The 19627-nt window shown below is 49.4% G+C and carries 20 protein-coding genes; 9 read left to right on the top strand and 11 right to left on the bottom strand.

Translation table 11 applies throughout. From position 1 onward, the window contains the following. Positions 1-159 precede the first annotated feature (159 nt). From CW734_RS14525 to CW734_RS14535, 3 genes are read right to left on the bottom strand one after another with little or no spacing between them, the layout of a single operon-like run. Positions 160-537, bottom strand: coding sequence for a DUF423 domain-containing protein (locus tag CW734_RS14525; RefSeq protein WP_101191347.1), 378 nt, complete (start codon positions 535-537; stop codon positions 160-162). A gap of 20 nt (positions 538-557) precedes the next feature. Continuing rightward, positions 558-821 (bottom strand): YwdI family protein, encoded by a 264-nt coding sequence (locus CW734_RS14530; RefSeq protein ID WP_101191349.1) that lies wholly within the window; start codon positions 819-821, stop codon positions 558-560. 59 nt (positions 822-880) lie between these two features. Further along, complete coding sequence (locus CW734_RS14535) at positions 881-1555, bottom strand: uracil-DNA glycosylase (RefSeq protein ID WP_101191351.1); 675 nt, start codon at positions 1553-1555, stop codon at positions 881-883. Between the two features lie 130 nt (positions 1556-1685). Here CW734_RS14535 and CW734_RS14540 point away from each other — a divergent pair, with 130 nt between their 5' ends. From CW734_RS14540 to CW734_RS14560, 5 genes are all read left to right on the top strand, one after another. Continuing rightward, entirely contained in the window at positions 1686-1940 is a 255-nt protein-coding gene (locus tag CW734_RS14540) for a hypothetical protein (RefSeq protein WP_101191353.1), read from the top strand. A 60-nt stretch (positions 1941-2000) separates the two neighbouring features. After that, a complete protein-coding gene (gene pdxK, locus CW734_RS14545; protein ID WP_058382904.1) occupies positions 2001-2834 on the top strand; it encodes a pyridoxine/pyridoxal/pyridoxamine kinase in 834 nt (277 codons plus the stop codon). A gap of 182 nt (positions 2835-3016) precedes the next feature. Beyond that, on the top strand, positions 3017-3367 hold the full coding sequence (locus tag CW734_RS14550) for a YojF family protein (RefSeq protein WP_101191355.1): 351 nt from the start codon (positions 3017-3019) through the stop codon (positions 3365-3367). A 12-nt stretch (positions 3368-3379) separates the two neighbouring features. Continuing rightward, positions 3380-4060, top strand: coding sequence for a bacillithiol biosynthesis deacetylase BshB2 (bshB2, locus tag CW734_RS14555; RefSeq protein ID WP_058382901.1), 681 nt, complete (start codon positions 3380-3382; stop codon positions 4058-4060). A gap of 338 nt (positions 4061-4398) precedes the next feature. After that, positions 4399-5751: a YjiH family protein gene (locus CW734_RS14560; RefSeq protein WP_101191357.1), complete on the top strand. Its 1353-nt coding sequence runs from the start codon at positions 4399-4401 to the stop codon at positions 5749-5751. 49 nt (positions 5752-5800) lie between these two features. Here CW734_RS14560 and CW734_RS14565 read toward each other — a convergent pair whose 3' ends face one another. Continuing rightward, entirely contained in the window at positions 5801-6745 is a 945-nt protein-coding gene (locus tag CW734_RS14565) for an L-threonine 3-dehydrogenase (protein WP_101191359.1), read from the bottom strand. A gap of 240 nt (positions 6746-6985) precedes the next feature. Between CW734_RS14565 and CW734_RS14570 the strand changes: the two genes are divergently transcribed. From CW734_RS14570 to CW734_RS14580, 3 genes are read left to right on the top strand one after another with little or no spacing between them, the layout of a single operon-like run. After that, positions 6986-7804: an amino acid ABC transporter substrate-binding protein gene (locus tag CW734_RS14570; RefSeq protein WP_058382898.1), complete on the top strand. Its 819-nt coding sequence runs from the start codon at positions 6986-6988 to the stop codon at positions 7802-7804. Next, the gene (locus tag CW734_RS14575; protein ID WP_101191360.1) at positions 7791-8492 is read left to right on the top strand and encodes an amino acid ABC transporter permease; all 702 of its coding nucleotides are present in this window, start codon (positions 7791-7793) and stop codon (positions 8490-8492) included. The genes CW734_RS14570 and CW734_RS14575 overlap by 14 nt, the downstream gene beginning before the upstream one ends. Before the next feature lie 31 nt (positions 8493-8523). Continuing rightward, the gene (locus CW734_RS14580; RefSeq protein WP_101191362.1) at positions 8524-9273 is read left to right on the top strand and encodes an amino acid ABC transporter ATP-binding protein; all 750 of its coding nucleotides are present in this window, start codon (positions 8524-8526) and stop codon (positions 9271-9273) included. A 45-nt stretch (positions 9274-9318) separates the two neighbouring features. Here the strand turns inward: CW734_RS14580 and CW734_RS14585 are convergent, their stop codons facing one another. Together CW734_RS14585 and CW734_RS14590 are read right to left on the bottom strand one after the other, a co-directional pair. Further along, on the bottom strand, positions 9319-10731 hold the full coding sequence (locus CW734_RS14585) for a YfcC family protein (RefSeq protein WP_101191364.1): 1413 nt from the start codon (positions 10729-10731) through the stop codon (positions 9319-9321). Beyond that, entirely contained in the window at positions 10728-11852 is a 1125-nt protein-coding gene (locus tag CW734_RS14590) for a mandelate racemase/muconate lactonizing enzyme family protein (protein WP_101191366.1), read from the bottom strand. The genes CW734_RS14585 and CW734_RS14590 overlap by 4 nt, the downstream gene beginning before the upstream one ends. 147 nt (positions 11853-11999) lie before the next feature. On the opposite strand from CW734_RS14590, the gene CW734_RS14595 reads away from it, so the two are divergent. Then, positions 12000-13199: a M20 metallopeptidase family protein gene (locus tag CW734_RS14595; RefSeq protein ID WP_180956287.1), complete on the top strand. Its 1200-nt coding sequence runs from the start codon at positions 12000-12002 to the stop codon at positions 13197-13199. Between the two features lie 964 nt (positions 13200-14163). Here the strand turns inward: CW734_RS14595 and CW734_RS14600 are convergent. From CW734_RS14600 to CW734_RS14620, 5 genes are all read right to left on the bottom strand, one after another. Next, positions 14164-15354, bottom strand: a complete 1191-nt coding sequence (locus CW734_RS14600) for a glycine C-acetyltransferase (RefSeq protein ID WP_101191368.1) — start codon at positions 15352-15354, stop codon at positions 14164-14166. Positions 15355-15431: 77 nt separating this feature from the next. Further along, positions 15432-15974 (bottom strand): YhgE/Pip family protein, encoded by a 543-nt coding sequence (locus CW734_RS14605; RefSeq protein ID WP_101191370.1) that lies wholly within the window; start codon positions 15972-15974, stop codon positions 15432-15434. Further along, positions 15866-16891, bottom strand: coding sequence for a YhgE/Pip domain-containing protein (locus CW734_RS14610; protein WP_101191372.1), 1026 nt, complete (start codon positions 16889-16891; stop codon positions 15866-15868). Before CW734_RS14610 ends, CW734_RS14605 begins: the two co-directional genes overlap by 109 nt. Then, a complete protein-coding gene (locus CW734_RS14615; protein WP_101191374.1) occupies positions 16888-17346 on the bottom strand; it encodes a MarR family winged helix-turn-helix transcriptional regulator in 459 nt (152 codons plus the stop codon). Before CW734_RS14615 ends, CW734_RS14610 begins: the two co-directional genes overlap by 4 nt. 148 nt (positions 17347-17494) lie before the next feature. After that, positions 17495-19606 (bottom strand): immune inhibitor A domain-containing protein, encoded by a 2112-nt coding sequence (locus CW734_RS14620; RefSeq protein ID WP_101191376.1) that lies wholly within the window; start codon positions 19604-19606, stop codon positions 17495-17497. Between the last annotated feature and the right edge of the window lie 21 nt (positions 19607-19627).

Raw genomic sequence — 19627 nt, forward strand, 5'->3', positions numbered from 1 at the left:
AACCTTATCCATTGTATGACTACCCGTAATAGGGATACAACATATTTACAAAAACTTAACCTAATCTGTTAAAATTTCCATTCTTCTGAGCAATGGAAATGTTCTTTCCAATAAAAAAAGCTGCCTGCATTTGCCATGCAGGCAGCTGTCTTTTTCTAATTACAAGGCTTTCATGGCGGCGATGATAAGCATAACCCATCCCGCGATGAACGCGACGCCGCCGATTGGCGTGATGGCGCCAAGCACACTGATGCCCGTCAAGCTCAAGACATACAAGCTGCCCGAGAAAATCACGATTCCGGCAAGCATCAAATACCCAGCCCAGTTCAGTGAACCGAGCGGGCCGATGAGCGCGGAGCTCATCAAAATGGCGACGGCAATCAAGCCGATGGAATGGAACATTTGGTATTGCACCGCTGTCTGCCATGTATCCAAATATTTATCCGCTACGCGGCCTTCGAGCATATGCGCCCCGAAAGCGCCAAATGCGACGGCCAGCAGTCCATTGACCGCTCCCGCTATCAAGAAAAATTTCATTTGTTTCGTCCTCTTTCCATTTAAAATTCAAAAAGCGAATCGCCGTTCGCCCCTTCTTCCTGAAGCCTCGTGGCCGCGGGAACCGACTGCGGCCGGTTCACCGGGTCCGTCTGAAGCGGCATGGCGCGCGGTTTCTTTGGCGCTTGCATGCCGTCTTCGAGAAGCAGGTCGCATAAGGCTCGGATTGCGGCAAGGGATTCCCGGATCTTTTCGGGTTCGCTCCCTCGCGCGCGGGCTGTATGCTTATCGATTTCGTCTAAAATGCGTGTCGTTTCGATGCCCATGTGTCATGGCCCCTCTCGCTGTTAGTCCCATACAGTTTACCACGTGCCTGCCGGATTCGTCAGTCCAGGCAGAAATCAATCGGTTCTTCACCGCGCGATTGTAACAGCTTGTTCACTTTTGAGAACGGCTTACTGCCGAAAAATCCACGATGTGCACTGAGTGGGCTCGGATGCGGGGCTTCGATGATGTCGTGGCGTTCGGTATCGATCAGGCGTTTTTTCATCTGCGCCGGTTTGCCCCATAAAATGAAGATAACCGGCGCTTCACGTTCCGATAATTTCCGGATAACTTCATCCGTAAACTGCTCCCATCCTTTTTTCTGGTGCGAATGCGCTTGCCCTTGCCTTACCGTCAAGACGGTGTTGAGCATGAGCACCCCTTGGTCAGACCATTTCGTCAAAGTCCCATCCACCGGCTTTTCACAGCCAATGTCGTCTTCGAGTTCTTTGAAGATATTACGCAGGCTCGGCGGATGTGCGATGCCTGGCTGAACGGAAAAGCTCAAGCCGTGCGCTTGATTCGGCCCATGGTAGGGGTCTTGCCCGAGGATGACTGCTTTGACATCTTCATAAGCCGTATGTTCAAAGGCATTCCAAATATTCTCTTTTACCGGATATATGGTTTCATTGGCATATTCTTCTTTTAAGAACTCCCTCAACTCTCTGTAATAACTTTTGCCGAATTCTTCTCCTAAGATTTCCTGCCAGTCATTGCTGAAAATTTGCTTGGTCATGATATCTACTCCTCCGATAAATAACTTTTCTTTTCAATACCCGATCTCTTTTTCTCTAGTCTTCTTCGTCTGCAAGCGCTTCAATTCGCCACCCCGCCGTGTTACGATGGAGAAAAGGGGCGAAATACATATGGCAGACTGGCGTCAAAGGATTTCTGATATTTCCAAAACGAAAGGCGATAGCGCACCCGAAAGCGCCAAACGCGCCGGCATGGGCTGCTTGATCGGCCTGATTGTTCTCGCAGCCATTTTAACATTAGTAATGGCAGTTGGCCTATTCACTAGCGGGCATTGGGTAATCGGGGGCATCACGCTGTTATTTTCCCTTACTTCCATTGCGACAGTGCTGGCTTTGGCTTGGCCGCACAGGCCCAAACCGTTGTAAATGGCGCAAAATTTCTATAAAATTAGCTCTATGACTAAATAGCCTAAAGGAGATTGACTTATGACACTCAAAAAGACACTCACCATTGCAGGATCCGATACTTCCGGCGGCGCTGGCATCCAGGCCGACTTGAAGACGTTCCAGGAACACGGCACATACGGCATGAATGCTTTAACGGTCATCGTCACGATGGACCCGGACAACCATTGGAGCCATGGTATCCACCCGATCGCGCTTGACACGCTAGATGCCCAGTTGAAAACAGCATTCTCCACTGGGATCGACTCCTTGAAAACCGGCATGTTGCCGACCGTCGATATCATCGAAATGGCTGGTAAGGCCATCGAAGCATCCGGCATTACCGATGTTGTCATCGACCCGGTGATGGCATGTAAAGGCGAAGACGAAGTGCTATTCCCTGAAAATGTCGATGCGATGGTTAAATACTTGCTGCCGCACGCAAAAGTCGTAACACCGAACCTTGTAGAAGCTGGTCAATTGTCAGGACTCGGCACACTTCACACAGTCGAAGACCTGCAAAAAGCGGCGGAAAAAATCCATTCACACGGTGCGAAGTTCGTCGTGATCAAAGGCGGCAAGCAATTGAAACACGAAAAAGCAGCCGACCTTCTCTATGACGGAGAAAAACATTACCTGTTGACGGCTGAGAAAACCGATACGACTTACAACCACGGCGCCGGCTGTACGTTCGCTGCGGCGATTACGGCCAATCTTGCCAACGGCCAATCGGTCAAAGATGCGGTATACAACGCGAAAATCTTTGTTTCTACAGCGATTGCGCACGGCTGGAAGCTGAATGAATACGTTGGCCCCGTCATGCACGGAGCTGCGAATAAATTCCACAAAGCTGAAGTGGACGTTGTAGAACTATAATTCAATCAGATTTAAAAGGAGGGCGCACAGGCGCCCTCCTTTTTTAATTTGTTCCTTTAACCGCACCAAGATAGTTTAAAACGAACTCTCCTATCATTCTTCATAACGCAGAGCGTACTAATCGCAATCATCCGCAGAGTTCCTTATACTGATAGAATACCGATTTAATTAGGAGGAACACCATGGAACTAGTAGAAGTCAACCAACTCCAAGCGGCGATCGATTCATTCGTCGGCAAGGACGTCTACCTTCACCTGGAAACGACGAATGGCAGCTACGCCAGCCATTTCAATGAAGGCTTTTTCAACGCTGGGGCATTCATCCGCAACGTCGTCATTAACTTCAAACTGGGGAAAGTCGTCGGCGACAGCCCGCATCGTGTTGGGCTGAAACTTCCGCAAGGCTGGGTATACGCACAAGGCATCACCCATTTTGAAATCGATGAAGAAGGCCGTTTGCTGCTCGCAGGCCATGACGGAACCGGAAAATTGGCGGTGGCGCTGCAACTCAGCGAAACACCGTTCAGCTATTAAGGAGGAATTTTAATGACCATCCCGAAAGAACGACATGTACTGGTCATCTTCCCCCACCCCGACGACGAAGCGTTCGGAGTGTCGGGAACGATCACGACCCATATCCAACAAGGAACGCCCGTTACATACGCCTGTTTGACACTTGGCGAAATGGGCCGCAATCTCGGCAACCCGCCGTTTGCGACGCGTGAATCTTTGCCTGCCATCCGTAAGAAAGAACTTCTCGCCTCCGCCGAAGCGATGGGCTTGACCGATCTTCGCATGATGGGCTTACGCGACAAGACCCTAGAGTTCGAAGACGATGAAAAAATGGTGCGCATGATGGAAGAGCTTATTGAAGAAACCAATCCTTCCCTGATCATCACGTTCTATCCAGATTTCGCGGTGCACCCTGACCACGAAGCAACGGCGCGCGCCGTAGTTCGTGCCGTTCGCCGCATGGAAGACCGCCCGAAACTCCATTGTGTGGCGTTCGCTAACAATACGCTGGATGTGCTCGGTGAGCCTGATATTGTGTACGATATCAAGCCTGTACGCGAGCATAAGATGAATTCGATGAAAGCCCATATCTCGCAAACTGCGTGGATGCTCGAAGAAATGGAGCACAAGCTGCAAAACGGCGATACCGAAACCGAAAACTGGCTGACCCTTGAACGGTTCTACACTTACCGTTGGGACCAGGATTTCGAATAAGATCGTGAACCGAATCCCGCCCTGCACGTCGAAAAGACCTGTTAGGCGGGATTTTTTTAATTTTGCTAAATCAATTGTGCAGAGATTCCAGGCTGGCGAATGACACGCCAAACAGCGATGCCATTCATCTTTTTACCCAAAAATAAACAGCTGGAGATGCTCCGCCAATATTATCCATATTCGGCAATAAGATTTTCTTTCTTAAAAATACTATTATTTTCTGATGTTTTCAGATAATATAAACATTACTAATGACAGCGGTTCCAAAGGGGGAAGTGTTGTATAATTAGTATAAATCACGATTATTCATACAACAAAAAGAAAAGGGGAATACTATTTTGAAAAAGTTTTCAGTTTCTACTTGGTTATTATTCCTGATTCCGTCTTTCCTGGGGATCCTTTTGTTCCTCGTTCCGATTCCGACAGATGAAGGATGGAAAGTCACGATCGCCGTACTGGCAGATCTTATGGCCGGCCAGATCGAATCGTTCGTCCCTTGGGTAATGCTGGTCATTTTAATCATTGCTGCCCTCGGCTCTTTGGCCTTTATCGCCAAGAAAGAGAACACCTCCGATACCGTTCCATTTTTCGAGAAATTGTTCAACGTCAACCTGTTCTGGACATTGACGCGGGTTGTCGCTGCTGTTTTTGCTTTCATGGTATTATTCCAAGTCGGTCCTGAGCCAGTTTGGAACGAAAATACAGGCGGCTTGCTGTTGTCAGGAAGCGGACTGCTTTCATTCCTATTCACGATCTTCCTTTTTGCCGGCCTGTTCTTGCCGCTTTTGATGAACTTCGGCCTGCTTGAGTTTTTCGGCACCATGATGGTCAAAATCATGCGCCCTCTATTCCGCCTCCCGGGCCGTTCTTCTATTGATGCGCTTGCCTCATGGGTCGGCGATGGCACGATCGGTGTCCTGCTGACGAGCAAGCAATATGAAGACAATAAATACACACAGCGCGAGGCCGCGATTATCGGAACGACCTTCTCTGTCGTCTCGATCACGTTTGCCATCGTTGTTATCGAAGAAATCGGCCTTGGCTCTTATTTCCTTCCATATTACGGTACCGTTATTCTTGCCGGATTGATCTTGGCGCTCATTATGCCGCGCATTTATCCGCTGGCACAGAAAAAAACGGAATTCATGGATGGCTCCCCGCAAGAATCGCTCTCAGAGGATGTACCGGATGGGCAAGGCTTGGCATCACACGGACTTGAAAAAGCACTCGAAAAGGCGAACCGCAACCGCTCTGTTGCTAATTTCTTCTCCGATGGCATGAAGAACGTACTCGATATGTGGATCGGGGTCGCGCCTGTCGTCATGGCGTTTGGTACCATCGCCTTGATTCTTGCGGAATACACCTCAACATTCGTCATTCTCGGCGCACCATTTGAACCTTATTTGAACCTTCTCGGCGTCCCAGAAGCTGCAGAAGCTGCACAATTGATGGTCGTCGGTTTTGCGGATATGTTCCTGCCGGCTATTCTCGGTGCAGGCATCGAGTCCGAAATGACGCGCTTTGTCGTCGCAACCATGTCTGTTACGCAATTGATCTATATGTCTGAAGTCGGGGGCTTGTTGCTCGGCTCCAAAATCCCGGTCAATATTTTCGATTTGATCATTGTCTTCCTTTTGCGCACAGTCATCGCCTTGCCGATCGTTGTCGGCGTGGCACACCTATTGTTCTAATCACGCTATAGAAAAGGCGCTTTTCCGGTTTCGGAAAAGCGCCTTTTTATTATGCTTGCTGTAATTTTTGCTTTAGTTTCTCCAGCATGTCTGCCGTCATGGCGTCCAAGTCGTACTCTGTTTTGAAGTTCCATTCGTCTTTTGCGGCACTGGCATCGATGCTATCCGGCCAGCTGGCAGCGATCGCCTGGCGCGTTGGGTCGACATCATAGCTCAATTTGAAATCCGGGATGTGCTTGCGGATCGATGCCGCAATCTCTTCAGGTTCAAAGCTCATCGCCGTGACGTTGAATGCGTTGCGGTGCACGAGCTTATCTGCATCGGCTTCCATCAAGTCGATAATCGCCTGAAGCGCATCCGGCATGTACATCATGTCCATGCGGGTGCCTTCTGCGATATAGGAAGTGTAGCTGCCTTTTTCGATTGCCTGGTAATAGATATCTACGGCATAGTCTGTCGTTCCGCCGCCTGGAGGCGCAACGTTCGAGATCAAGCCAGGGAAACGAAGGCCGCGGGTATCGACGCCGAATTTCGTGAAGTAATAATCGCAAAGCAATTCCCCCGCTACCTTATTGACGCCGTACATCGTCGTCGGGCGTTGAAGCGTGTCTTGCGGAGTGTCGTTTTTCGGCGTTGAGGGGCCGAATGCGCCGATCGAGCTCGGCGTGAAAAATTGCATATCGAGTTCACGGGCTGCTTCAAGGGCATTGACCAATCCGCCCATATTCAAGTTCCATGCAAGCAGCGGCTTTTCTTCTGCAGTCGCAGACAATAGCGCTGCCATATGGATCATCGTATCCGCATTGAAGTCACGCGCTAAAGTCAGCATGCGTTCTGCGTCTGTCACATCCAAGATTTCGAAAGGCCCGTCTTGATTGTCGGATGGCCGGATATCGGTTGCCAATACATTTTCCGCACCATATGTGTCGCGCAATTTGCCTACTAATTCCGAGCCGATTTGCCCTAAAGCTCCTGTCACCATGATTCGTTTCATTTTTCAAGCACTCCTTTTCTATAAAACATTTGTCCGCTCTAAAAAGACATTTTTATCTTTTTAAATGCTTTCATATCAAGCTTTTCGTTAGAGTCATTATAAATTGTTCTCTTTAAAAAAACAATGGCTTTTGCTTATTTTGCTCCGCTGATTAAACCTACTATACAGGTAAGCTTTATTATGCTTAAATAGAACAACAACGCCATAAAGGCAATAATTTAACGAAATGGGGAACCATCGATGAAGAAACAATGGGCATTTTTGCCGATCGGTGCAGCTGCATTATTCCTAGCAGCTTGCGGCTCTTCCGATAATGCAGACAACACAGACTCGGGCAGCAGCACAGAAGGCGAAACGGACTTGCTCGCTGAAATCCAGGAAGAAGGAACTTTGGTCATCGGCACTGAAGGAACATACCCTCCTTTCACATTCCATGATGACAGCGGAGAATTGACAGGGTTTGACGTAGAAATCGCCCGTGAAGTCGCTGAACGCCTGGGCGTCGAAGCCGAATTCCTCGAAACGCAATGGGATGCGATGTTTGCAGGTCTCGATGCAGAGCGTTTTGACATGGTCGCCAACCAAGTCGGCATTAACGAAGAACGCCAGGAAAGCTATGATTTTTCAGATCCATACATCACTTCGACGGCAGTTCTCGTCGTAGCCGAAGGCAATGAAGAAATCCAAAGCTTCGATGATTTGGAAGGCAAGCTCTCGGCACAGTCATTGACAAGCAACTACGCAGAAACGGCTACTTCTTACGGCGCAGAGCTTGAAGGCGTTGAAGGCTTTAACCAGGCAATCGAATTATTGGTATCAGGACGTGTCGATGCGACAGTCAACGACAACTTGACTGTGCTTGATTTCCAGAACCAGCGTCCGGATGCGGGCATTAAAGTCGTCGATGAATCCGGCGATGCGGCGCAAAGCGCGTTATTGTTCAGAAAAGGCAATGATACCTTCGTTGAAGCAGCAAATGAGGCACTTGCTGAAATGATCGAAGATGGCACATACGAAGAAATCTCTAATAAGTGGTTCGGCGAAAATGTACTTGAATAGCATTTTCTCAAACCCTGAACGGTTGGAGCGGCTCGGCGACATCGCCCAGTCCTCCTTCTTGCCTTTGATCGAAGCGGCTGTGCAATTCACTTTGCCGCTTTCGGTCATTTCTTTTATCCTCGGGCTATTCCTGGCCATCGTCACTGCGCTTGCCCGCATCTCCACCGTCCGGATTTTCCAATGGATTGCGCGCGTCTATGTCTCGATCATCCGGGGCACGCCGCTGCTCGTCCAATTGTTCATCCTGTTTTACGGCTTGCCGACGATCGGCGTCACCATCGACCCCTTCCCGGCTGCCGTCATCGGATTCTCATTGAACGTCGGTGCCTACGCTTCGGAAGTCATTCGTGCGGCGATTTTGTCGATTCCTAAAGGCCAATGGGAAGCAGCCGATACAATCGGCATGTCCTATTCCCAAACTTTGCGGCGCGTGATTTTGCCTCAAGCATCACGCGTCTCGGTCCCGCCGCTATCAAATACGTTCATCAGCCTGGTCAAGGACACATCCCTTGCCGCGTTGATCTTGGTGACTGAAATGTTCCGCGTCGCCCAGCAGATCGCTGCGACCAATTACGAATTTCTGCTTCTTTACGGGCAGGCAGCATTGATCTACTGGATCATTTGCTTCTCGCTGTCACTCGTCCAAGGACGATTGGAAAACCGCTTTGACCGTTATGTTTCCCGTTAAATCCAGATCGATTCATAGATAGGAGTTTATTATGATTTCAATTAAAAATTTGCATAAAAGCTTCGGCGAGCTGGAAGTGCTGAAAGGCATCGACCTCGACGTCGAAAAAGGACAGACCATCGTCGTCATCGGCCCTTCCGGTTCAGGGAAGACCACATTTCTCCGCTGCCTCAACATCTTGGAAAAGCCGAGCGCCGGTACTGTTGAAATCGGCGGGCTTGTTGCTGATTTCTCGAAGCCGATGTCCAAAAAGCAGATCACGGCGTTCCGCAAGCAATCCGCGATGGTGTTCCAGCATTACAATTTGTTTCCGCATATGACTGCACTTGATAATATTCTAGAAGGTCCGGTCACTGTCCAGAAAAAAGACAAAGCACAGGCAAAAGAGAAAGCTTTGGCGTTGCTCGAGAAAGTCGGGCTGTCGGATAAAGCCGATACTTATCCACACCAGCTGTCAGGCGGCCAGCAGCAACGCGTCGGCATCGCCCGCGCGCTGGCACTCGAACCGAAAGTCATGCTGTTCGATGAGCCAACTTCCGCACTCGACCCGGAACTCGTCGGTGAAGTACTGCAAGTCATGAAAGATTTGGCGCAAGAAGGCATGACGATGGTCGTCGTAACCCATGAAATGCGTTTCGCGAAAGGCGCCGCCGACGAAGTGCTTTTCATGGACAGCGGACGGATTGTCGAACGCGGCACACCGGACGCCGTGTTCAATCGGCCTCAGGAAGAACGCACGAAACGCTTCTTGAATTTAATTCAAGACACGGATACCATTTAAACAAAGAAAATCCCCAGTGCACTTGGCACTGGGGATTTTTTGTATTCAGGATACGCCTATCATGACGGCGATGACGAGTGCGACGAGCGCAATCACCAGCCAGCCGACGACCAGTTTCCAAACAAATTTCACCCATTTTTCATAAGGGATTCCGGCAACCGCCAAATAACCCATTAAAGCTGCGGATGTCGGGATGATGGAGTTCGTGATTCCGTCCCCGTATTGATACGCAAGCACCGCCACTTGGCGTTCGATGGACAATAGATCCGACAGCGGCGTCATGATCGGCATTGTCGTTGCCGCCTGGCCGCTTCCGGAAGGAATGAAGAAGTTGATGACGACTTGTGTGAAGAACATGCCGATGACCGTCAAAGCATTCGGCAAGCCGCTGATGACGCTTGATAAGCCGTGGATCATCGTATCCATGATGACCCCTTGCTCCATGATGACCAGAATCGCACGGGCAAACCCGACAATCAATGCACCGAAGACGACCAATTTCATGCCGTCGACAAAAGCATCGAACATGCGGTTGACACCTAAGTTCCCGACAAGCCCTGCCGCAAAGCCAATGATGACAAACGAAGCGGCAAGTTCCGTCAAATACCAGCCCCATTCAAATACGCCGTAGACATTGATGCCAAGGCCGACTGCAAGGAACACGAACACCATGCCGTGGCGCCAGTTGAACGCACCGAGCGCTTCCGCCTGGTCTTTTGTCGATGATTTCTGTGCGCGTTTCTCAATTTCATAGATGACGCTTTGCGTCGGGTCTTTTTTCACTTTCGCCGCATAGCGCATGACATACCAGATCGCGAAGCCGAGGAAGAAAATATACGCCCCGAAGCGGAAGCCGATTCCAGAGAAAATCTGCAATTCCGCGATGCCTTGTGCAATCCCAACGGTAAACGGATTGAGCATGCCGCCGATAAAACCGGATGCCGCACCGAGCGATACCATCGCAGTTCCCGTCATGGCGTCAAAGCCGATCGCCCGTGCAACTGCAATGCCGATCGGCACAAAGATGATGACTTCTTCGGCCATCCCAATTGTGGCACCTAATACAGAAAACAGGATCATGATGATCGGGATCAAAAACTTTTCGCGCTTCTCAAGCTTATCGACCACCTTGGCGATACCGGATTCGATCGCCCCTGTCGCACGGATGATGCCGAACGCACCGCCGACCAGGAAGATATAGAAGATGATGCTTGAAGCTTCAGACATCCCAGTCGGAATCGCTTTGAACAATTCAAAGAATCCGACCGGGCTTTGTTCCACTTCCGCGAAGGAATTGTCGATGACGACTGTGCGCCCATCCACTTCCTCCCGTTCGTATTGCCCTGCTGGAATCAAATACGAGGCGACCATCGCTGCGATCATGATCAAAAATAAAATCGCATATGTATGCGGAATCTTATCTCTGCTTTTTTTAAGCTTTTGGGGTTTTGCCGTCATGCAAAATCGCCCCCCACTGCACAAGATGTGACCGTCAATTTCTTCAGCTTCTCCGGATCGACTTCAATCCCGAGCCCTGGCTTGCCGCTCAAGAGCACATGCGGATGCTCGTATTTCAAGTCGCCGATTTCTTCACTGAATAGGAGCGGCCCTGTCAGCTCGGTGCTTTCGATATTGATTCGCGACATCGCCGCGTGATAGCCGGCGCTTGATGCAACCGACGATTCGACCATCGAGCCGATCTGGCATAGCATACCGGCAGCTTCAGCGGTTTTCGCCATTTGCACCGCATGGAAAATCCCGCCGCATTTCATCAATTTGATATTGATGACATCGGCTGCATCGAGACGGATGATTTCGAGTAAATCTTCCATCGATTGGACTGTTTCATCCGCCATAATCGGCACCGCTGTTTTCTGCCGCACTTCCGCCAAGCCGCGGATATCGCCCATACGAATCGGCTGCTCGACCCAGCTGAGCCCAGCCATTTCAAGCTGGCGGATCGCCGAGACCGCTGTCCCGACCGATTTCCATCCTTGGTTGACATCGACGCGGATCGGCACGGAGTCCCCGACTTCCTTACGTACTGCCAGGATTCGTTCAACATCCAATTGTGCAATTCCTGACCCGACTTTCAATTTCAACGAACCATAGCCCGCCTCCACTGCCTGCTTCGCTTTTTTCGCCATGATTTCAGGCGATTCGATGCTCAAAACGCGCGGATAGGATAAATGCTCTTTCGACTGCCCGCCGAGCAAATTATAGACAGGCTGTCCCGAAGCTTTCCCCATCAAGTCGTAGCAAGCGATATCAACCGCTGCTTTCGCGGCCGGGTTGCCCGTCAAAATTCCGTTCATCTTATGATGGATTGCTTCAATATCGAACGGGTTCATTCCGATCACAGCCGGCAGGAATAATTCCTTCAGCACTTCGTAGCTCGCTGTGAAATATTCGCCCGTTACGTGTTCATCCGGCACCGCCTCCCCGTAACCGACCAAGCCATTATCCGTTTCCAGTTCAAGAATCAAAGACGGCATATCCGGATAGGTCGCATAGGAGATGATAAATGGTTCATGCAAAGGAAAGCGCACTGCATGCAATCGTGCTTGAGTGATTTTCATAATGAAGCCCCAATTATAAGTAGTCTTGTATGATTATACTATAAAACTTTTGCAATAGCGTAATAATTTTGATGCTTCATGGAATACGGCGTATAATGGCGTCAGTGTGTGTTTAAAATTTTTGCAGGATAAAGGAGTTTATGATTGATGAACTTATTAAAACAAACCGATACCATGATTGATTCTCTACAAACAGAAATGGTGGATATCCGCCGCCATCTCCATATGCACCCGGAACTGTCCCATCAGGAAGTGGAAACGCCCGCTTATATCGCAGATCGCTTAGAGGAAATGGGTGTTGAAGTGCGCCGGGGTGTCGGCGGACGAGGCGTCGTCGGAACGATCCGCGGCGGCAAACCCGGCAAGACAATCGCTTTCCGCGCTGACTTTGACGCGCTTCCGATCGACGACCAAAAAGAGGCTTCTTATAAATCGACGATTCCAGGCGTCATGCATGCTTGCGGCCACGATGGCCATACTGCCGGCCTCCTCGGCTTTGCGAAAGCAATGATGGCGATCAAAGACGAACTGCCCGGAACGATCGTGCTGATCCATCAATTCGGCGAAGAGCTGTCCCCAGGCGGTGCGCGCGCGATGATCGAAGACGGATGCTTGGATGGCGTCGACCGTGTATTCGGTGCGCATCTCCAAAGCAAAATGGAATCCGGCAAAGTCTATCTTCGTGATGGCTACTTGCAAGCTTCTGAAGACGCCATCAAAATCAATGTCTACGGCTCCGGAACCCACGGCGCAGAACCGCATACCGGCATCGATCCGATCCTTGCCGCGAGCCACATCATGGTCGCACTGCAATCGATTGTCAGCCGCAATGCCGACCCGCTGAAAGAACTTGTCGTGTCGATCGGCAAATTTCATGCGGGAGATGCTGACAATGTCATTCCAAGCAAAGCCGTCATGGAAGGCACAATCCGCGTGTTCGACCCGGAACTGCGCAAGCTCGCCAGCGAACGCGTGCGCTCAGTCGCTGAAAACGTCGCCGCTGCCATGGGCGCACGCGCTGAAGTGATTGTCGAGACTGGCTACGATTCGCTGTGGAACCACCCGGAAGCGGCAGAAATCGTCCGCACTTCCGCTCGCCCTGTCGTCGGTGAAGACAATGTCATCGACATCGACCCGATCATGCCGGTCGAAGATTTTGCGTATTATACACAAGTGAAGCCAGGGGCGTACTTCTTTGTCGGCGCGAAAATGGCAAATGAAGCGCTCGTCTATCCGCACCACCACGAAAATTTCGATTTCAATGAAGACGCGATGAACACAACCGCAAAAGTCTTCGCTTCCATCTATTTCAATGCCCAGCAAGCAGAAAGCGATTCTGCCGAATAATAAAGCATATCCCCCTTCAGCCGATTGCTGGAGGGGGATTTTATTGTAAGCTAACCGAAACAAACTGCTAGTGAGACAAGTGAGCGAGGTATAATGTCCATTGGTTGCTTCATCTTCAAGCAGACACCGCCCGCTTAGGGCTGGCCTCCCGCCATAAGCTGAGAAGAACGCTCGTCTTATAGCTTCGGCTCGCCCTTGTGCGCGGTTCGGCTTTTAGATTTTTTGGATATTGCATGCGAGGAAGTATCGCTGTTAATTGACTTCATCCGCTGGTCATGACGCTTAGTTGTAATTGATAATTGCAAAATCCATCCCGACCATTCAGTTTGATTTTGCAAAGCTAATCAAAGCTAATTTCATCCACAGGATGCAGCTGCTTAATTGGACTTGAGAGCGTGATGAATGGTCCGATATATGCTTCGTCATGAACTAGCCGCCTCCCGCTTTGGGCTGGCCTCCCGCAATAAGCCGAGAAAAGCGCTCGTCTTATGGCTTCGGCTCGCCCTTCTGCACGGTTCGGCTTTTAGATTTCATTGGACTTTACTTCCGAGGAAGTATCGCTGTTGATTGGATGCATCCGTTGGTGGGGGCGCTTAGCTAGACTTGCTAGTGGTGAAGTTGCCATAGCTATCCAATTTGGACTTGCGAAGCAGCACAAAATTATTCGCACTAAGTCCAGTGCCAAATGCATTTCATTTCCTCTCTAAAACTAGAGATGGAGCGAAAAGGGGCCGACGCCTGAGGGACCGCGCGGGCTGGCGAGACAAATGTGCCGCGTTCTTTGCGGCACATTGGCTCAACACCCGCCCCATCCCCGGGCAGCTGACAACGCGACGTCCTGTCGCTCCAGCTGCATGACTCGCATCCTGCAGGCCCCTTGAAGCGCAATCTCCCCCCTACTCGTCCTTACTCTTCATAAGCTCAAAAAAACCCGCACAACTCAATTAGCTGTGCGGGTGTGGTATTACTTGATGACATTCAGTTCTTTGCCGACTTTTGCGTAGATCTCGATCGCTTCGTCGAGCATTTCTTTCGTATGAGCCGCTGTTGGCATGTTGCGCACACGGCCAGTGCCGCGTGGAACCGTCGGGAAGACGATCGATTTCGCGTAGACGCCTTCTTCGAACAAGCGTTTCGAGAACTGTTGGGTCAATTTCTCGTCACCGATGATGCATGGCGTGATCGGTGTTGCAGAATCGCCGATATCGAAGCCAAGCTCTTTCAAGCCTTTCTTCAAATAATCGCCGTTGTCCCAAAGCTTGTCGTGAAGTTCTGTCGAATCGATGATTTTTTGAACTGCGGCCGTCGTCGCTGCGACGTCCCCTGGCGTTACTGCTGTCGAGAACAAGAATGGGCGGGAGCGCACGCGCAGCCAGTCGATCAATTGCTTCTTGCCGGCTACATAACCGCCGACAACTCCGACTGCTTTCGAGAGTGTCCCCATCTGCATGTCGACTTCTTTTTCCAAGCCGAAATGCTTCACAGTACCTTTCCCTTTACCTGTGACGCCTGAACCATGCGCGTCGTCAACGTACGTGATCAAGTCAAACTCTTTTGCAATTTCCACGATTTCCGGAAGCTTCGCGATATCGCCGTCCATCGAGAAGACGCCGTCTGTGATGACCATTACTTTATTGTACTGGCCAGATTCAGTCGCTTCTTTCGCTTTCTGGCGAAGGTCTTCCATATCAGAGTGTTTGAACGCGATGATTTTCGCTTTTGACAAGCGGCAGCCGTCGATGATTGACGCATGGTTCAATTGATCGGACAGGATTGCATCGTTCTTGTCCATGACTGCAGAAATCGCAGCCATATTGCAGTTGAAGCCGGATTGGAATGAAATCGCCGCTTCGGTTCCTTTGAACTCAGCCAATTTCTCTTCTAATTCCACGTGCAAGTCGAGTGTCCCGTTGATGGTACGGACAGCGCCAGCGCCGACTCCGTATTTTTCGATCGCTTGAATCGCCACTTTCTTCAAGTCTTCATCTGTTGCAAGCCCCAAATAGTTGTTTGATGATAAGTTGATCAGGTCCTTGCCGCCGATTTTTATAATCGCTCCGTTCGGGCCTTCTACCGGATCGATCTCATTATATAGGCCTTGTTCTTTCAATTCCGTTAAGTTTTCTTCCAAAAACGCATCTAATTTTTTCGACACAGTCCTCTTCCTTTCAAAAAACAAATTCTGACTCCATCTTATCACACCGGGATTTTTTCCAAAAGAAAAAGCGGGCCTCAGACGGCCGCTCCTCTTTTTGCTAATTCAGATGCTGTTTTCCGTTCTTTCTGGAAGCGGAAATAATAGACGGCCCCTAAGAGCAAAATCATCGCCAATAAAATAGCCACAAGAATCCATAATGCTTGTTCGAACGGAACATTTCCTTCAAAGCCGAAAATCGACTCTCTCAATGCTTTGATTGCATACGTCATGGGGGAATATGGGTGGACAGCTTGGAAAAAGCCATTCGTCAATTGGATCGGAAAGGTTCCTTCACTGGCACCAAGCTGCAAAACCAACAGCAAGATTCCCAGGAAGTTTCCCACTTTATCGAATGCAGCAACCAAAACAGACAAGATGAACATCCACGTATTCGAAATGACAAAGAGAATCAACAGGAAAGACCCTAGATTTTCCACAGGGATATCCAAGACTTTCAATATGAACACAGCTAATAAAGCCGCTTGGAACGTTCCTTGTGCCAATATGACCGATAGTTTACTGCCCCACCAAATAAGCAGTGTCGTCGATTCACGGTCGCGTGTCCGGAAAGGATAAATGGTCGAAAAGCGATTGCCCCGACAAACAAGCTGAGCGCAATAATATAAGGCGCAAAGCTCTGGCCATAGTTTTCGACTTCAGTTACGGTCTCTTTATTTACCTCCACGGGTTCGCTGATGAGCTTGGCATTTGCCGTTTCAAACGCATACGCTGAAATTTCTTCCGACGCTGCGGACAACTCATCGCTCAAACTCGCTGATCCACTGCCTAATTCATCGATGCCTTGGCTGATCTGCTTGTTTCCTTCGATTAGTTTTTCAAGCTCTGCAGCTAGCGGTGAAGGTGCTTGGGCGGCAAGGGCTTCCATGCCATCCCCTAATTGCCCTGCCGATTCTGCCAGCTGCTCCGCCCCGTCCGCTAACTCCCCTGCACCGGATGAAGCTTCTTTATAGCCGTCATTCATGTCGTTTACCGTTTCAAATACTTTTTCGGTGTATAATTCCCGGACTTCGGAAGCTACTGCCGTTTCCACGGCCAAGATGCTTTGGTCCGCAATCGATTTACCAGAGTAACTATAGCCTGGATTGGTCTCCACATCCAAAGCCATTTCTTTCGGCTCGTCGGTCAAAAGTGAGGAAGCATTACTCGAAAAATCTTCGGGCAAAGTAATGGAAGCATAATAATCCCCTTTGACCACACCAGCATGTGCTTCATCACTTCCGACGAAATGCCACTCAAAATCATCATTGCCTTTAAGCTCGGCCACAATCTCCTCACCGATATGAATGCTTTCCCCTTCTAATTCAACTTCTTGGTCTTCATTGACGACCGCAATTGGAAGATCCTCCGTTTTTCCATATGGATCCCACATTGAGGTCAAAAACGAAGCGCTGTAGATAACCGGTAAAAACATGACAGCTATTAGCGAGATAATCAGCATTTTTTTCGAGAAAACCGTTTTCAGTTCATGAATCATTGTTTTTCGCCATCCTTTTCCATTTTCAAACAATTGACGATTTCATCCAATTGGCTAGTGAACTTTATGATCTCATCACCTGTAAAGCGTTCCGCCAGCAACTCATTCAGATTTTCAAAGATGACTGTCTCGCTTATCACCAATAGTTCCGTTCCTTTTTGAGTAATTGAAATGGCTTTTTTACGTAGATCCTGATTGGTCAAGATGGCAATTAAGCCATCTTGCTCCAATTTCCTGATTCGGTTGGAGATGGCTGTTTTAAAGACTCCCTGGATATCCGCGATCTCACTTTGGGAAATGGCTGGATTTTTTTTGATGATCCGCAAAGTCTGCAATTGTTGCGGAGAATAGGCTTTTAACTCTTCATGATTAGCGAATATATCTGCTACATAGGCATTTACTTCCAAAATGGCTTCACTGAATTTCGAGTACGCCGTGAATAGTTCCTGAGACATTAGTATACCCCCTGTACTTATTTCTTTTTATAGTACACCCGCTGTACTATATATTCAAGTATTTACTTCGCTCTTTGCTGTAACGATGGATCTAGCTGTAAAAAACACAGCAAAAAAAGAGCGGGCAACTGCCCGCTCTCATCATCACTTATTTTTTGTTATTGCCTTTTCCTTTACCTTTGCTTTTATCTTCTTTGTACAGTACTTCGTACGTAAATTCTTTTGCTTCTTTCTGGTCTGGCGCTGCTGCATAAGAAGTGATCATTTTCAAATTGCCTTCACGCAGCACTTGCTGCAAGTCGAGTGCTTCTTTTTCCGTTACATTGTACGGATCGACATTAAATACGCGCTGCTTGCCATTTTTCTTCGTTTGAATGAATGTCGTTGTGAAGTCGACATACTCGCCTTTCAACTGGCCAAGTGATTGGAATGGCTCTGTCGACGTTCCATCTGCCGTGAAGCTGCCTAGTTCGATGTTTTTCACGAACCAGCCTGCTTCGTTGGAACCCCAGTCCGTCAAGTTGCGGAACGAGACCAATACGTCTTGTCCTGCGTATTCAGCCAAATCGAATGTTTCAGTAGACCAATTCGTTTTCTCGCCTGTGAAGCCTGGTACGTTCTCTTTGATCGTCGGGTAGCCTTCTTCCACTACATCGGAACGCGTGTTTTCGTTCTCGAGTGATTTCCACGTTTCGCCGTTATCCGTAGACACTTGGACTGCTGCAAAATCCCATTGCTCTTCGATATTGTAATAATGCTCGAAGCTCAAGGTCGCGTTGTCAGCTGGAACCGTTGCCCCGAAGATCAAGGCTTGGTCTGCTTCGTCGCCGTTATTCGCGTGAAGCACTTGCTCAGAAGCGTCTAGCGGATTGGCGACCGTGTCCCATTGCAATGGCAGGAAGTCCACGCCGTCGAACTTCATGCCGCGCACTGTACGGTCCAAGTCGAATTCCTTAAAGTCTCCGCCCCATGCCGGAACGCCTTCTTTTTCAAAGGTTTTTGCTTTCTCGAAGTCGACGGTCTTGCCTCGGACGCCGTCACCGACTGGCAGTTCACGCAAATCGATGCTGTCGAATTTATAATCCTTGCTGACCGTGTCGTCATCGAGCGTCAATGCAGTCATGAAGTCTTGGTATAGCTCAGTGAATGTTTTGTTTGTGCCGTAGTCTTCCAATACTTTATCGATGCTTGCGATGCCTTGAGTCGTCCCGTCGGTTGCGATTTCACGGATGAACTCCTGGCCGAACTTATCGTACATATAAAGCGTGAACAGATAGACCTGTCCGTAATCTGCGATCGTTTCAGGGCCAGTTGCCGCTGTTCCATGCTCATCCCAGTTTACGAGCGAGTTTTCCGGGTGGTCCAAATAGAAGTTGATCGACCCTTCACCGTGGCCATAGCCGCCGAGGAATTCAGAGAATGTCGACATGCCTTCGTTGACCCATGTTTCTTCTGCGCCGTCGTTATCGGCTTGGATTAAATGCTGAAGCTCGTGAATCGTCGTGCCGAAGAACGTGCTCTCCAGACGCGTTTCCCATGAATTGGTATCGATTGTGATGATATTGCGGTCCGTATAGTTTTCAAGCGTTTGCCAGAAGAAGCCAGCTACGAAGAACGGATAGGATGGATCGTTCCAGCCTTCGTCTTGGACGTTATCGACTAGCATGATCACTTTATCGGATCCTTCATAATAACCTTCTGGTAGGCCAACCATGCCAGGAAGCGGCGACTTTGAGCCATCCAGCGTATCCGGCGTGCCGAAGAAGTCGGTCGCGACCGGATAGATATTGCTGTCGAATTCAGCCTTCAATTTATCCACTTGCGCTTGCGTGACGATGTCAGCCGGTTTCGGGTTATCCGGGCCGTATGCTAAATCATTCGCAACCCAAATTTCTACATTATCGCCAATGCTGCGAAGCGTAAATTCTTTAAATGCCAAGTTGCGGTCCAAGAACAACTTCGTGCCGTGATCTTCAGTGAAATGCTCACTTGCCGCAGCATTTTCTTCACCGTCTGCGGATTCATCATTCAATTCACCAGCTTGATCTTTAATGCGCTTCTCGGCTTCTTTTTGGAACGTCTCGTCATTTGTCAGGCGATTCAGCTCTTGGTCAATGTCGATGCGTTCGCCGTAGCGATCCTCATCCCAAGCCCCGAGTGACGGCAGCTCCTCAACCGGTGCAGCACTTGCTGCTGGGGAATAAAGCGAAAGCGCCAGTGCGCTCGCTGATAGAATCGGGAACCATTTGCTTTTTTTCATGAATATGTATCTCCTTCCAGA

Origin of the sequence: Planococcus sp. MB-3u-03, assembly GCF_002833405.1 — a bacterium.
In the GTDB taxonomy this organism is placed as follows: Bacteria; Bacillota; Bacilli; order Bacillales_A; family Planococcaceae; genus Planococcus.